Source organism: uncultured Butyricimonas sp., assembly GCF_959596855.1.
Taxonomy (GTDB): domain Bacteria; phylum Bacteroidota; class Bacteroidia; order Bacteroidales; family Marinifilaceae; genus Butyricimonas; species Butyricimonas muris.
The window spans coordinates 72,525-89,045 of the sequence record NZ_CAUFYA010000010.1 but is presented as its reverse complement, the minus strand read 5'-3'; the positions used below and the strand labels follow the sequence as shown (position 1 = coordinate 89,045).

The 16,521-nt window shown below is 40.9% G+C and carries 11 protein-coding genes; all 11 read left to right on the top strand.

Annotated elements, in window-relative coordinates; translation table 11 throughout:
* The first annotated feature begins 5 nt into the window (after positions 1-5).
* The 11 genes from Q5866_RS06650 (at position 6) to Q5866_RS06600 (ending at position 16,503) form a co-directional block, all read left to right on the top strand.
* Positions 6-2,300, top strand: a complete 2,295-nt coding sequence (locus tag Q5866_RS06650) for a Gldg family protein (RefSeq protein WP_303179628.1) — start codon at positions 6-8, stop codon at positions 2,298-2,300.
* Positions 2,301-2,687: 387 nt separating this feature from the next.
* On the top strand, positions 2,688-3,518 hold the full coding sequence (locus tag Q5866_RS06645; RefSeq protein WP_099290318.1) for a hypothetical protein: 831 nt from the start codon (positions 2,688-2,690) through the stop codon (positions 3,516-3,518).
* Between the two features lie 96 nt (positions 3,519-3,614).
* Positions 3,615-4,139 (top strand): TlpA disulfide reductase family protein, encoded by a 525-nt coding sequence (locus Q5866_RS06640; RefSeq protein WP_186977694.1) that lies wholly within the window; start codon positions 3,615-3,617, stop codon positions 4,137-4,139.
* Between the two features lie 312 nt (positions 4,140-4,451).
* On the top strand, positions 4,452-5,006 hold the full coding sequence (locus Q5866_RS06635) for an RNA polymerase sigma factor (protein ID WP_303179625.1): 555 nt from the start codon (positions 4,452-4,454) through the stop codon (positions 5,004-5,006).
* Positions 5,007-5,143: 137 nt separating this feature from the next.
* On the top strand, positions 5,144-6,313 hold the full coding sequence (locus tag Q5866_RS06630; RefSeq protein WP_303179623.1) for a FecR family protein: 1,170 nt from the start codon (positions 5,144-5,146) through the stop codon (positions 6,311-6,313).
* 154 nt (positions 6,314-6,467) lie between these two features.
* Positions 6,468-9,995: a SusC/RagA family TonB-linked outer membrane protein gene (locus tag Q5866_RS06625; protein ID WP_303179621.1), complete on the top strand. Its 3,528-nt coding sequence runs from the start codon at positions 6,468-6,470 to the stop codon at positions 9,993-9,995.
* 12 nt (positions 9,996-10,007) lie between these two features.
* Positions 10,008-11,522, top strand: a complete 1,515-nt coding sequence (locus tag Q5866_RS06620) for a RagB/SusD family nutrient uptake outer membrane protein (RefSeq protein WP_303179619.1) — start codon at positions 10,008-10,010, stop codon at positions 11,520-11,522.
* A 33-nt stretch (positions 11,523-11,555) separates the two neighbouring features.
* Positions 11,556-12,464 (top strand): hypothetical protein, encoded by a 909-nt coding sequence (locus Q5866_RS06615; RefSeq protein WP_303179617.1) that lies wholly within the window; start codon positions 11,556-11,558, stop codon positions 12,462-12,464.
* A gap of 51 nt (positions 12,465-12,515) precedes the next feature.
* Positions 12,516-13,535 (top strand): TlpA disulfide reductase family protein, encoded by a 1,020-nt coding sequence (locus tag Q5866_RS06610; RefSeq protein WP_303179615.1) that lies wholly within the window; start codon positions 12,516-12,518, stop codon positions 13,533-13,535.
* 118 nt (positions 13,536-13,653) lie between these two features.
* Positions 13,654-15,354: a S8 family serine peptidase gene (locus tag Q5866_RS06605; RefSeq protein ID WP_303179614.1), complete on the top strand. Its 1,701-nt coding sequence runs from the start codon at positions 13,654-13,656 to the stop codon at positions 15,352-15,354.
* 6 nt (positions 15,355-15,360) lie between these two features.
* On the top strand, positions 15,361-16,503 hold the full coding sequence (locus Q5866_RS06600) for a hypothetical protein (RefSeq protein WP_303179612.1): 1,143 nt from the start codon (positions 15,361-15,363) through the stop codon (positions 16,501-16,503).
* The last annotated feature ends 18 nt before the right edge of the window (positions 16,504-16,521 follow it).

The window sequence follows — 16,521 nt, the reverse complement described above, 5'->3', positions numbered from 1 at the left end:
GAATGATGAAAACAATATATAAGATAGCGAAATTAGAGTTAGCTAACCTTTTTTATTCTCCGATCGCGTGGTTTATATTGATAATATTCATGTTGCAGATGGGTATTAATTTCGGGGAGATGATGGGGTCGTTAGGACGGTTCCAAGAGTTGGGACGGAATTTAATGAATTTGACGGCGAGGGTGTATTACGGGGGAATGGGTGGTTTGTTGCGCGGGGTGTCAAGTTCTTTGTATCTTTATATTCCTTTGTTGACGATGGGGTTGTTGAGTCAGGAGTTTAGCCGGGGGTCGGTGAAATTACTTTTCTCTGCCCCGATTACCAGTTGGCAGATTGTGCTTGGAAAGTATGTCGGCATTATGATATACGGGTTCTGTTTGATGCTCGTTATCGGGGTGTATGTTGCCATCGGTTGGGTGACGATTGAAAATTTTGACTGGCGACCGGTGCTGATCGGGATGTTGGGGTTGTATTTTTTGCTGGGAGCTTACGCGGCTATCGGGCTTTTCATGTCTTCGTTGACTTCGTACCAGATTGTTGCCGCTTTGGGGACTTTTGTCGTGTTCGCGTTGTTGAATCTGGTCGGAAGGGTCGGGCAAGATATTGAATTCGTGCGGGATATCACGTACTGGCTTTCTTTGGGCGGGAGAGTGAACACGTTTTTGCAGGGCATGGTTTGTAGCGAGGACGTGTTGTATTTTGTTATCGTGATCGCGATGTTTCTTTCATTCTGTTTTTTGAAGATCCAGCTGGGGCGTGCCCGTTATTCCGGTTTGTCCAAGATGATGCGTTACGGGGGAGTGTTCGCGGTGGCGATGCTTGCCGGTTACGTGACTTCTCGTCCGGTGTTGAAAGTGTATTATGACGGGACTTACACGAAGGCGAATACAATTTCCGAGGCTAGTCAGGATATCGTGAAACGACTGGACGGGGGAATGACGATCACGACTTACGTGAATCTCTTGGATAATGTTTATTCTTTTTCCCGAAAGGGTGTTTTGAGTGATATGGCTTTCTTCGAGAAATACGTGCGCTTTAAGCCGGATATTAAGATGAAGTATGTTTTTTATTATGATGAGGTGGATAATCCGAAATTGGAGCAGATGTATCCCGGTTTGAGTGCCGAGGAGAAAGCGAAAAAGGTGGTGAAGGCTGCCAATTTGAATTTGGATGATTATTTGTCCCCGGAGCAGATCCGTGAGCGTGTGGATCTCTCTGAGGAAGGGAATCATTTTGTTCGTATATTGGAAAGGGATAACGGTCAGACCGCCCGCTTGAGGATATTTACCGATATGCAGAAGCATCCTTCGGAAACGGAGGTTTCTGCAACGTTGAAACGTATGGTTATGAAGTTGCCTAAGGTCGGTTTTTTGAAAGGGCATGGGGAACGTTCTATCACGAGAAATAAGAATCGGGATTATTCTTTGTTCGCTTATGGCAGATATTTCAGGCATTCGTTGTTAAATCAAGGGTTTGATGTGGTGGAGTCCGAATTGGAACCGGAAAAGGATAATTTGCAGGATATTGATATTCTGGTGATAGCAGATCCGTTGGAAGCGTTTGAGGATTGGGAACTAGGGCAGTTGTCGGATTATATTGACCGGGGAAATAATTTGATTATAGCCGGAGAACCGAAGAACGATGAGTATTTAGCTCCTGTGTTGGAAAAGTTCGGGATTCGGTATGTTCCGGGGACATTGGTGCAACCGATGGAAGAGTTTCCTGCCGATTTGCTGGTGGTTCGTTCGACGTTGGCGGGAGCGAGATTAAGCAGGGTGAGTGCCGGTTGGCGGCGTTCGATTTTTACCATGCCGGGGGCTATGGGAATTGATTCGGTGGCAGACAAGGGATTCAGGATGATTCCTTTGTTGGTATCTCGGGATTCCGGTTGTTGGAATGAGGTGGAAACGACGGATTTCGTGAATGGAACCGTGAAGTTGAATCCCTCGGCAGGAGAGAGGGAAGCCCGGATGGTAACGGCGATGGCTCTTGAAAGGGAATGTAACGGGCGAAATCAACGGGTGTTGGTGCTGGGGGATGCCGATTGCATTAGTATGGGCGAGCTTTCTGCAGTCCGGAGAGGTATACGGGCTTCGAATTTTTCGTTGATTCAAGGGGCATTTTGTTGGTTGTCCGATGAGGAATTGCCGGTAGATATACGACACCCGAACCCGATTGACAATAAAATCTTTTTGGGAATATCTTCGGGAACATGGGTGAAAGTGTTCGTGAAATGGATTCTTCCTTCTGTTTTGTTGTTGTTAGGGATGATTTTGCTTTTGCGCAGGCAAAGGAAATAGAATAATTGATTTATACTAACAACCGGTACATTTGACTTTACGATATTATGGACTTTTAGACCTTATGGACAAGAGGGCGTGTTGCGACACGCCCTCTTGGATTTTAGGCATATTATTCGAGTTTTATTAAATAAAATTCATGTAAAAAGCTGCAACTTCATAGGTACTTTCCTCGTATTTAACAATGTTTACGTTACTATTTTCTCTAAATGAATGAAAATTGGTCTGAAAGTTATAGATTTTTATTTAAGAAGGGTGTTTAGTTTCGTTTTGTAAGTAAAATAATTAATTCATGTTAAATATTAAGTTAAAATCGAGTTTTGAGTCACCCTTTTTGCCCTTTTAGGTGTTATAAGGGTGTAAGTTGAAATTAATGTATCAAGCAGTATGTTGAAAATTGTATTAATCGTAGGAGTATTATTATTCAATCTTGTTGGAGTGGAAGCTCACGAGAAGGAGATGGATTCATTGGATAATTTAGTGAAGAGGTTCGAAGCGAATCCTGCGGACCCACAGACCACCATCAAGTTGTTGAAGGAGTTGAAGAGTCAAGGCAAACCTAGTGGTGATGTCGTGAACAAGTATTTTCAGACGCAGCAGGAAGCTGATTATCTGAAGGATTACAACTGGTCGATTATCCGTGATTTTGTGGATGACGTGAATGCGCCACAAATTAAATACGTGTTTAACAATCAATCCAAGTTCATACAGCGTTTTTCTAAAGACGATGTGTTCCAGAAATTGGATAACGTGTTCGTGGGACACTTGGAGCGGTATTATAACTCGAACCGGACGGAGTATAACAAGTACTTGGATTTCCTGAGAAATACAGGGTACGAGCATTACGATGTGGTTTCGGATTATTTTTACATCAAGCAGTTGCGCGCGGAACGGAAGTCTGAGGACTATTTCTACAAGGCTCGTAAGTTGTTCCGTTATTTCCCGGAAAACCGGAAAATGATCAAGGAGATCACCGATGGTGCGTTGGAGATCATGAATGATGTTTCCCGTTTGAAGGTTATCCAATTGTGGGCAGGCAAGACCGTAGAATCCAAAAAAGATTTTGATGCGCTTTATAATTATGTGCTGATTTCTAACAAATGCGGATTCGGTGACGTGGCCAAGAAATATGCCCAGATTGCGACTTCTGTTGCAGAGCAGTCATCTAACCAGATGTTGTTGGAGAAAGCAAAGAAATTGAATCAGTTGATTAACTAGGTATAAATTGAATCGAATAGTAGGCGGGGGGTGTCAAAACACCCCCCGCCTGCTATTTCAGAAAAAAATGTTATCTTTGTATGAAATCAAAAAGGGATGCTTATGAAAAAAATTCTATTATTAGCAGTTTACTTGCTGACGTTGGGGAGTTTGACGGGATTGAAAGCACAAGCAAAAGAGACGTTGGTGAAAGTAGGGGATGATGTTCCGGAGTTCGTGGTTGAGATGTTTGACGGGAAGAAAATCGATATCAAGGATTTGAAAGGGAAGATCGTGTTGATTAATTTTTGGGCGACTTGGTGTCCGCCTTGTCAGGAAGAGTTGAAACGGGTTCAGAAAGAAATTATAGACAAGTTTAAAGGGAAGGATTTCGTGTTTTTAGCGATTTCACGGGAGGAAACGAAGGAACAGGTAGCTAAATTCCGGGAGAAGAACGGGTATACTTTTCCCATGGGATTAGATCCGGAACGTAAGATTTTCGAGAAGTTTGCCACGGCATCAATCCCGCGCAATTTTCTTGTTGACAAGAAGGGAAAGATTGTAGCTATCGAGATCGGTTACTCGGAGAAGTCTTTTAATGAGTTAATCAAGAAGATAGAGAAGTTACTGGAAAAGGAATAACGAACAGGAAAGAGGATTTTTGAGGGTGTGTTTCAACACACCCTCTCGTCTATAAAGTCTGAAAGTCCACAAGGTCGTAAGGTCAAATGTGTAGAAATTGATAATCACGAGAGTAATAGGTATTCGGAAAAATATAATATCTTTGTGTTGCAAGATATGAATAAAGGATCGTTTATTAATTGTGTTGCCCCTAAGATGGGAGGAATGTGTATAATTCTTATATCTAAGTAATTACATTTTTTGAAATATGGTAATGCATTCATAATACACTAATTTTATGGGTGTTTTTAAACGATCGTTTATTTATATATAATGTTGGGTGATAAGAAAATAAATATACGTCAAAAAGAGGTGTTTGATAAATGCTTTCGTGTTTATTATCAAACACTTTGTTATTTTGCGTATAATTATTTAAAGGGGCAGGAAGAGGCGGAAGATGTTGTACAAGAAGTTTTTGTTAAATTGCTTGACGCGACAGAGAGTTTTGATGACGAGGAGCACTTGAAACATTACCTTTATAAAGCGGTTCGGAATGCATGTCTGAATCAAATAAAACTCTCGGGCATTCGGTCTGAAATCCTGAATAATATACAAAAAAATACCCTTCCCGACGAAAATGATTTTTTTTGTAGTGTGGTTCGGGCTGAGGTCTATGGTGAGATTATGGCTGCCATTAGTGAATTACCGAACGAGTGTGGACGTGTTTTTAAGTTGGCATATGTGGAGGGTTTTAGTAACGAGGAGGTTGCCGAGCAATTGTCTATCAGCGTGAACACGGTAAAATCCCAGAAGAATAAGGCAAAGATTCAATTGCGGGAGAAATTGAAAGGGTTGTATCCGGTATTGTTGCTTTTCTTGAATATATAGATTTTTTTTTTTTCTTGAGTTTTTTTTCTTGAAAAATAGTTGTTTATAAAAAAAGATTACTTTTTCAAGAAAAAAAACGGGTTTCACGTAATCCTTTTTTTCGAGTTATTTGTATTAGGGCAAATTTGAAGAAAGAGATGAAGAATCCATTTAAGTTTGCAAAGGAATTATTACGGTATAGCCGGGGAGAACTTTCAGGACGAGAGAGGGAAGAGGTGGAGAATGTGCTAGAGGAAACAGAGGGATTGAATGAATTAGTGCGGGAGCTGGGGGACAAGGAGCGTATCAAGGAGGAGTTGAGGGTAATCCGGACTTTTGACACGGAAAAAGCGTTGAAAGAAATAAACCGGAAGCGTGGAAAAGGACGGCGTTTATTTATACCGTGGGTGGCAGCGGCTTCTGTCGTGGTTGTTGCCGGAATGACAGCTTTGTTTTTGTTGAATCGTGTTCCGGAGAAGGCAGCGAGCGTACCTGTTGTGGCAAGAGTGGAACCCGGGAAAGCGAAGGTTACTTTTGAAATGGCTTCCGGGGCTAGATTTGTGTTGGATACATTGACCTCGACGATTCGTAATGATAGGGCTAACGTGGCTTTTGAAAACAGTGACGGTACTCTTCGGGTTGAAGAGCAGGTCGATACCGTGGGTGATAATCTTCTCGAGGTTGGAAGGAATAAGATATTAGTTCCTTATGGTGGTACTTATTCATTAATTCTGGCAGATGGAACGAAGGTATATTTGAATTCGGGGACGGAGTTGGAGTTCCCCTCTCGTTTTAGTAAAGAAAAACGGCAGGTAATTTTGAAAGGTGAGGCTTATTTTGAAGTGGCTAGAAATGAGAATAAACCTTTTATAGTGCAGGTCAACGAGATGGCGGTAAAGGTGTTGGGCACATCTTTTAACGTGAAATCTTACGTTGACGAGCCGGGTGTATACACGACGTTGGTTGAGGGTAGTGTTGCTATTGTTCGCGATGGGCAACCGGACAAAGTGATTGTTCCGGGCGAACAGGCTTACTATAACAAGGGCGTTGGTACATTGAGTGTTAACCCGGTAGATGTGGCTGAATTTATTGCTTGGAAGGATGGTTTCTTCTTGTTTAAGGATCTGCCTTTAGAGGAAATCCTGCGTATCGTGTCGAGGTGGTATGACGTGGAGGTGTTTTACGTGAATCAGGGAGCGAGAAGCGTGGTGTACAGTGGTAAATTGCCGATGTATTCTTCTATCGAAGACGTGTTGAGGAAGTTCGAAATCTCGGGAGAGGTTCGGTTTGACTTAAAAGGAAGAGTTTTAATGGTTTATGACAAATAACAAACGGGATTGGGCAATCCCGTTTGCGATTACTCACTCGTTGGGCAACGAGTAGAATAAATGTTTAATTTAAATGTGATACAAATCTATGAAAAAAAATTGGGACTTGTTGCCAATAATATGGCAATACAGGAAAACTAAATTCTTTTTGTGTATGAGAATCTTGATGATTTTATTGCTGATCGGGTCTTTGCACCTCTCGGCAAACAGCTTTTCGCAGACAAGGGTGTCTTTAAATATGAAAGACGCTACGGTGCAGGAGGTCTTTTCCAACTTGGAGAAGATGACGGATTACACGTTCCTGTACAAGTTGGATTTGGTAGGCAAGTGTGGAAAAGTGAACGTGGAAGCCACGAATAAAGATTTCAGTCAATTACTGGAGGATTTATTGAGTCCGCTCGGGTTGTCTTTCAAGATTGATGACAAGGTGGTTGTAATCACGGTAGCGCAGGCTAAAGATGAAAAGAAGATGATCACGATTAAGGGGCGTGCGTTTATGGCAGACAGTACAGGTGTTGCCGGGGCGACTGTCATACTGAAAGGTACTACTACCGGTGTGATCACGAATATGGCGGGAGAGTTTACCATAACTATCCCGGAGATGGATTCTCCTGTGCTGATTTTTTCCTTTTTAGGGATGAAGACGCGGGAAGTGAAGTATACCGGACAGAAGATGATGATGGTATTGATGGAGGAGGATACGAAAGCGATGGATGAGGTGGTTGTTACCGGGTATCAGCGGATCCGTAAATCTGATATGGTGGGTTCTACTAATACAGTGAAGAGAGAAGATTTGTTTTATAACGGAACAAATTCTATAGAACAAATGTTACAAGGGAAATTACCGGGAATGTTGGTTATGAACACGAGTGGTTTGGTCGGGAAACGGCAGAAAGTACGCGTGAGAGGTACTTCAACTTTATTGGGGAACCAAGAGCCGGTTTGGGTAGTGGATGGAATTATTCAGGAAGATCCACTTCCTTTTAAAACGACAGAATTAGACGGTTTAGGTAATATATCGCAAGATAATTTCGATATGGTTAGGGATTTTGTGGGGAATGCGATTGCCTGGTTAAACCCGAATGATATTGAAGATATTACCGTGTTAAAAGATGCTTCTGCAACAGTGATGTATGGTGTAAAGGCTGCTAATGGTGTGATTTTGATTAAGACGAAACGAGGAGAAACAGGTAGAATGTCTGTCAATTATAGTGGGAATTTTTCTATTACGCCTCGTTTGACCTATAAAAAGATGAATTTGATGAATTCAAAGGAGAGAGTTGATGTGTCACGGGAAGTTTATGAGAGAGGATTGACTTCTCGCCTTGATTTAGAACCAGTGGGATACGAGGGGGCTTTGAAACGCTATTTGTCTAAGGAGATTTCTTATGATGAGTTTAATGATGAAGTAAAGCGGTTGGAAACAACGAATACGGATTGGTTTGATATACTGTTTCGTAATAGTGTGAGTATGAACCATAGTTTGAGTATTTCGGGAGGGACAGATAAGATTAGTTATTATGGCTCGATTAATGCAACAACAAATAAAGGTACGTCTATTGGAAACGAGAGCACGAATTACAGTGCGGCATTAAGTGTTAGTACTAAGTTGGGTAAAAGAGTTAATTTGAGTTTACGCTTGAATGGTTCTACTGCTGATACGAAAGGTTATTATCAAGTAGATCCTTATAATTATGCATCTAAGACGAGTCGAGTGATTCCGTGTTTTACGGAAGAGAATAAATTGTTTTTTTACCCGGAAGTTGGTAATAAGATGATGTATAATATTCTACATGAACTTTCAATGACTGGAAATGAAAATACGACTCGTAATATGGGGGTGGCTGCAACATTTCGTTGGGATATCTTAGAGGGATTGCAATTCGAGAGTTCATTCGGATTTAATACTTCTAATTCAATGGGAGAATCTTTTGCTGACGAGAAAAGTAATTATATTACGCATATAAGAGGGTATGAGTTTGGAACTCAACTTCCTTCCTCTACATTGTATAAACGTTCCACATTGCCTCATGGAGGAGAATTGAATACAACAGAAAACCGTAATTACAATTACACGTGGAGAAATTCTTTATCTTACAATTACGTGCTTGCGGAGAAACATCGTTTTAGTTTGATGGTAGGGCAAGAGGTTCGTAGTAATAAATATGATGGGATTTCTACTACTGTTTACGGGTATTTGCCGGGGCGTGGTAAGACTGTAATGTCGCCTCCTACAATAATAAAAAGTGCAAATGATAAAGATATAGCTAATAGTATTCTTGAAAAGCATCGGACCTTTGTAACGGATAGAGAGGCTAATTTTCTGGGATTTTATGGTAGTTTTACTTATGGATTTGGAGAAAGATATATTTTAACAGCAAGTGTGCGGTCAGATGCTTCCAACCGATTCGGGCAAGATACACGAAATCGTTTTTTACCAGTGTGGTCTGTTGGAGGGCGTTGGAATGTGAATAATGAACCGTGGATGCAGAATCAACGAGTGGTCAGCGATTTGAATTTTAGAATTAGTTATGGTTGGCAAGGGAATGTGGCTGAAAATTATGGACCGGATTTGATTGCACGCATGGGTAGTGGTGGTGATGCGATTGATGCTTTTCGTACGGGTGAATATATGATGTTTATTAAGTCTTTGCCATACGGAAATTTGCGTTGGGAAAAAACGAAGACTATTAATTTAGGAACAGATTTCGGGTTATTTCAAAATAAGGTAACGTGGACATTAGAGTATTATTACAAGCAAACTGAAGATATGATTGTGGAGAAATCGGTACCTTATGCTTATGGAGTGACTACAATGCCGATTAATGGGGGAAATATGACCAATCGAGGTTTGGAAATTTCAGCTAGTTTTACTCCTGTACGTACGAATGATTTTGTATGGAGTATGTCCGTGAATACGTCAAAGAATTTTAATAAGGTGAAATCAGAAATGACCGAAAATCAAAGTTGGAAGATGGCAGCCGGTGGAAGTATAAATAAAGAAGGCTATGCGGTTTCTTCGTTTTGGGCATTCGAATTTAAAGGTTTGAATCCGGAAACAGGTTCGGCAATGTTTGAACTTCCTACATTGGAGGAGTGTCCGGAAGCGTTACTTGACGCCACGGCTTTTATGAAATATATGGGTACGTTAGAACCCGATTTTTCAGGAGGTGTTTCCATGTCTTTCCGGTATAAGAGTTTATCTTTATCAACTTCGTTTAATTTGCAAATCGGGGGTAAAAAATTCTTGTATAAAGTATTTGATGATGCCATTATACAAACTACACCAAGTGCCTATTATAATCTTCCACAAGAGATGACTAAAAGATGGAGAAAGCCGGGAGATGAAAAAATCACGAATTTACCATCTTTGCCTTCAAGTGAAGTAGCGTATTATAAGCTTCCGAATGGCAGTTCGGGATATTCGGCAGAGATGTATAATTATTCGGACGCACGCGTGGTGAATGCTTCATTTTTGCGTTGTAACGGTTTGTCATTGAATTATACACTTCCGGGAAAATTAGTGAAAAAAATGTATTTGAAGAATTTATCTTTTAGTGCGTCTGTAAGTAATCCGTTTATAATTGTTAGTAAGGAATTCAAGGGAATGGATCCAGAGGTGGCAACCGGTTCGCAGCCTATATCTCGCACGTTTTCATTAGGTATTAATATTAGTTTATAATTAATGGATGGTATGAAAAGGTTTTTTAATTATTTGATATTAAGCATTCTTGTTATAGGAATGAGTGGTTGTGGAGATTTCTTGGAGGAATCTAGCTTGGATGAAGTGCGACCAAGTACAACTGATGATTTGGAGCAATTATTGTTAGGAGAAGGATATTTGAGACAAGATTGTTTGTTTCCCTATTTGGAGTTGTTAACAGATAATGTTCAGAGTAATTATACACCGGATGTTCGAATGCAAAATCTTGTACAACAGGGTATACCCGTGTATTCTTGGGATCCGGATATGTTTGAGAAAATGACAGAAGCGGGTGCTTTTGGTATTGATACTTGGGAGTTATTATATTCTAAAATAAAAGGATGTAATGTGATTCTTGGTATGCATGACAAAGTTTTTGGCGAAGAAAGCGTGAAGTTGAATCAACGGGGACAGGCTTTAGCGTTGCGAGGTTTTTATTATTTTTTATTGGTAAACACTTTTGCAGAACCGTACACAAAAGAGGGAATAGACGTGAATAAGGCTTTAGGGGTTCCATTGATATTAAGTGCTGAAGTAAAAGATGATTTCCCTGCCCGAGAACCTTTGGCCAAGGTATATGGACAGATTGAAACAGATTTGTTGGAAGCGGTTGATTTGTTGGATAAATATGGGCAAGATAATGTTATTTTTAAAGTAACTCCTTTGTTTGTGTATAATTTGTTATCGCGAGTATATCTTTATATGGGCAATTGGGAGAAAGCGGCTGAGTATGCTTCGGTTGTGATAAGAAGAAAACCGCAGTTGCGTAGGTTGGCGGATTATGCAGAAATAAATGAGTTTTTTGGGACAGCGTCATTTGATCAAGGAAATGGAGGTGTATTGGCTTATAATAGTCCGGAATTAATTTGGGGATATGGAGATGATAAAATTGATGAAGCATTTTTTTCAGCTCCGGATACTTGGACTTACCCGGGTTCCTTACCGGTTTTTAACGTGGACAAGGATTTTTTGGATAGTTATGATGCAAATGATTTAAGGAAAATAGCCTTTTATCGTGTTTGGGTAGAATTTAACTGGGAAACCATGACTGCTGTTACAGGAATTTTAGGAGGACAGAAAGCAGATTGGTGGAATGACCATTCATGTTCGTCAAGAGGAATGCGAACAGCGGAGGCTTATTTGAACCGTGCAGAAGCTAACATACGATTGTTTTTGGAGAATGGGGATGTGCAATTAAAAGCGAGTGCTTTACAAGATTTGAACTATTTGCGTCAACATCGTTATATACAGCCATACGAGGATGTTACGGAGGTTGTAGATTTGTTAGGATTTTGTTTGGAAGAACGTCGTAGGGAGTTAGCTTTTGAGGATCATCGTTGGTTTGATTTGCGCCGTTGCGGGATGCCGGAATTTGTACATGAATACACGATTACTGAAGGGCAGGTTCAAACGAGTAAATTAACGCGGGGTAGTAATCGTTATACCTTACCGATTCCTAAAAAAGTATTGGAGAAAAATCCTGCTTTAATACAAAATCCACAATAATATAGTAATGTTGAATAAAAATACATGGAAGTTATGAAGAATATATTATGGTTGTTTTTAGGATGTTGCTTGTTGGCAAGTTGTTGGGATGAAGGGGAATTGGCTCCTACACAAGAACCGGAATTAATTTATGGAAAATATACTTTGCCGCAAGGGAATCATGACTATGATGATGATATTGTTAAGTTTTATAGACAATATAGTTCATTAATATTGTATAAATTCACATCTAAAGATTTTGGTTGGTCGCCTACAAGTAATGTTGCTTGGGATATCACTAGAGATACGGTTTATGATGAGTATACACAAGGTTTAAAATGGAATGCTGTACCGGCAGATGAACAATATGTCGGAGAGCAATTGGAGTTGTTAAATGAGAAGTTTTTAAATTACTTGTCAGATACGTTTTTTTATTTATTACCTCAAAAAATACTATTATGTAGTGTTATTGAACGCCTTCCAACACATTTGGGATATGACCCTACGCCTGACGAACGTGCACCATTTAATGTTTATGTCGGTTATTATCATCTTGCTGTAAGTTGTGGGAACTCAAAAATTCTGACAATGACAGCGGAAGAGCGAAATCAATTTAAAATAGATGTATGTACCGCTTATTTTGAAACGATTTTGAATGTATTGGAAAAGCCTCAAGATTTTTTCCTAATATCTACTTATATGGATGGAATTGCAGAAGATGCAATTTATGAAAACGGATTTTTGGAGCATAGTAGCCGAACCAGTCCAAATGAAGATTGGTTTGACTATATAAAATTAGCCATCGGAAATTCAATTGAAGAATTGGAAGCAGAGGGAGGCGTATTAAATGAATCGATAGACGTGAATGGTAAGATTCGTGAGAAGTATACTATTATGACAGAATTTTTTAAGTCTAAGTATCATTTTGATATACAGGCGATAGGAAATGATGTTGAACGTTGAAAATAAAATAGAGAGTGCGGGGACTCCCGCTCTCTCGTAAATTGAAATTATATGAGAATTGCATATAATAGTGTCGTGTTGTTGGGGATATTGTTACTGGTGAGTACTTTTACTTTATCTGCTCAGGATAAATTGGAAATATCGGGTAGGATTAGAGTGTTGAAATCCGTGGAGGTAAGATTGGAAAATATTGAAGGAGAGATTTTGCAAAAGACGACAGTTGAAAATAATATTCCATTTTCTTTGCCTGCCTGTAGAATAGTGCCGGATGTTTACCTGATTTGTTTCGGGGAAACAAGTCAGCCGATTTATTTGACGAATACTGAGGTGACGATAAAAGGATTTTACGATTGTCAGAATGTGGGGAATAGTTCGTTGGATTTCACGGGGATTGACAAGTATTATGAATTGTTGAAGTGGTTGCCGAAGGAGCAGTTCGCGCAAGATAAGACGATAGATATGGGTGTGAAAGGGAAGTTGGAGGGGAATATGTATAGTGCCTTGGCGTATATCGCGGATATGTCAACTTATGAGCCGAATAAGTTGTTGTTGGACTGTATGGCGGGGAGAGCGTTGGAAACGGCTTCCGGGAAGTGGTTGAAGCATCGGGCGGATAGTTTGTATCATTATTCGATAGGAGCCCCAGCGTACGATTTCACATTTCAGGATGCTAACGGGAAAAAAGTGAGTTTGAGTGATTTTCGCGGAAAATTGGTTCTTGTGGACTTTTGGGCTTCATGGTGCGGACCGTGTCGTGGGGAGATGAAGAAATTGGTACCGATATACAACGAGTTGAAGGGGGATGATTTGGAATTTATCAGTATATCGTTGGACTCGAAAGAGAAGAATTGGAGAAAGGCATTGGAAGAGGAGAAATTGCCTTGGGTGACGTTGTGGGATGAAGAAGGTTTTGTTATCGGTAACAAGCCGAACACGATTCAACGGGCGTATGGTTTTTATAGTATCCCGTTCATTGTTTTGATTGACAAGGAAGGACGTTTGCTGGCAAAGGATTTGAGGGGAGAGCGGGTGAAAGAGGAGATTCTGAAAGCCAGAAGGAGGGGATTTTAGATTTATGATTTACGATTTTAAATTTTAGATTTAAGATTTGAGGTTTTGATTTTGGATTAACGATTGGTGAGAACGAGTCGTATTGATATTGTATTGTAAAAAAGTAAAACTGTAAGAGATGAAAAAGTATTTTCTGTTATTAATGGCAAGTGCATGTATCAGTGTTGCTGATGCACAGTTGGTGAAACAGAATGATCAGGGTGAAAAGAAGCAGGCTGATCTGGATTGGTATAATTGTTCGTTTGAAAAGGACGGGGTGTACGGTGCGGAAATAAACAAGGCGTACGATTTCTTGAAAGGGAAGAAAATCAAGAAAAGACCGGTGGTTGCTTTGATTGGGACGGGAATGGACGTGGAACATGAAGATTTGAAGCAGGCGATTTGGTTTAACCCGAAAGAAAAGGCTAATGGAAAGGATAACGATAAAAACGGTTTGGTAGGGGATATCAACGGTTGGAATTTCTTGGGCGGTAAAGACGGTCAAGTGATGGAGAGTACGATGCGGGAAGGTGACCGGGAGTTTTTACGGTTGAAAGACAAGTATGCCGATTATATATTCGATGGGAAGGATTATTACAAGGTTATTAATGAGAAGATGACGAAGGTGGCTGCCCCGGAAAATATAGAAGAATATAATTATTTCCGTAATAAGGTGTTGCCGGAATCCCCGATGGCAGGTAGTTATGCCGGGTGGCAATTGACTTATTTGATAAGGGATTATGCTGCTAAGTTTGACCGGATGATGAAAGAGCGTTTTCCGGGAAAAGAGTTGACCCAAGAAGAATTCGGGATTTGTTATGACCCGAAAGCACCTCGCGATTCTTTGTCTGAAGTGGCGTTTATGATGTGTGCTTATGCTTTTAGTGTTTATCAGTCAGATAAATGGGAAGATGTTTATAAAGGGATAAAAAGTGGTGCCCAAATTGAATTGTCTGGTAAAGAATACAGGGAGAAAGTAGAGCGTTTCGGGTCAGATGGGCGTGCCGAAATCATAGGAGATAATTATCTGGATATAAATGATAATAAATACGGGAACAATGTATTGTTGACGACAGATGCTGCGCTCGGTACTATGGTTGCCGGTATTGTTGCCGGTAAGAGAGATAATGGTTTGGGGGGAAACGGTATTATGGATGAGGCTGAGATTATGGCGTTGCGGGTTATGGCAGAGGGGGAACCTTATTTGAAAGATATCGCGTTGGCCATTCGTTATGCCGTGGACCACAACGCTGATGTTATCATGTTGCCGGTTCAGAATACGCTTTACCCGGAGGAACAGAAAAAATGGGTTAGTGATGCTTTGGAATATGCGGAGAGTAAAGGTGTTTTCGTTGTTTCTCAAGTGTGGGATGCGGCGCAGGATTTGGCAGAGGAAACTTATTTCCCGAATCGTTGGATGACGGGTAAAAAGGAATTAACGAATTTGATGATAGTTGCTTCTTCTGATAAAGCGGGGAATCCGTCCATGGATTCGAATTATGGAGCCAAAGAGGTGGATTTGTTTGCCCCGGGTAGAGATATTTATTCTACCTACACGGGAGATACTTATCAAACTGGAAACGCTATCGGGTTTGCTGCCGCAACCACGGTGGGGGTCGCTGCTTTGATGAAAGCGTATTACCCGGAGTTGACCGGAACGCAGATTCGAAATATCTTGTTAGAGTCCGTGACATCCAGAAAAGATGCGGAGGTTGAAAAGGCTATTGTCGTGAATGGTCAACGGACACAAGATTTATTCTTGTTTGGAGATTTGTGCTTTTCCGGTGGGATTATTAATGCTTATCAGGCAGTAGTGGCTGCTGATAAGGTGTCTAAATAATGAATTATGAGAATAGGAATTAAGATTATTCTCGGATTGTTGTTGTGTTTGATTGTTGTGCCGCTTTCGGCACAACAAGTCAAAAGCGTGATACCGTACCGGATGGTGGGGGGAAAGATGATTGTGGATATGAGTGTGAATGGCAAGGTGCGTTCGTTTATATTCGACACGGGGGGACAGATGGCTTTGACCGGGGAGCTTTGTGAAGAGTTGAATATTTCGGTGGTGGATTCGGTGAAGGTGACGGATGTAAACGGAAAAGAGGTGGGACTTCCCCGGGTGCTAGTGTCTAGTCTGTTGACCCCGGATGAGCGAATTAATTTCTCCGGAGTTCCGGCAATGAAGTTATCAACACCTTCTCCTTTCGAATGCTTCCACGCGGACGGATTGATTGGGAGTGATTTGCTTAAAAATCTGATTGTCGAGATTGATGGTAAAACTAAAACGATAACGGTAACTTCTGCCGAGCAAGCATCGACCGTTTCTTTGCGTAAAATGCTTCCGTTTTCGGGGAAAGGATATATGCCGATTATCACGTTGCAAGCCGGGGCGGGAAATAGTTTGGTTGCCTTATTTGACACGGGGTGTCCTAGTTTTTTGTCCTTGAAGGACACGGACTACGAGGAGCTAAGTGCTAAAAGTGCTTTTGAGGTGAAGAGTGAAGGAGTCGGGGGAGGCTCTATAGGTGTCGGGGGGATGACAGAGTCAAAGGTTACGTATCGAGTGGAGTTGCCGCTTTTGTCGGTGGGAGCGACTAAATTCAAGAATGTGACGGCGGAGACTTCAACGCCGCCTTACACGTTGTTGGGGGTGAAGTTGTTGGAATACGGTAAGGTAACGATTGATTATTCTCGTAAACGCTGGTATTTTGAGCCTTACGAGCAAGAGTTTGACATGGCAAGTAAGCATTATAACGTGAATTTGCAAGTGAAGGATGGAGATTTAGTGGTTGCTACGGTATGGACGGATATGAAAGGAGTGGTAGAACCCGGTGATAAAGTGCTAAAGATAAATGGCAAACCCACGGGGAAATATGATTTTTGCGAGAGTATTATCATGGGAATACCGGAATTGAAAGCGAAGAAAAAGACGAAATTGACAATTCTCACTAAAAATGGGGAGAAGGTGATAGTGTATCAAAAAGAATGAGGGGATTTGCTATTTATG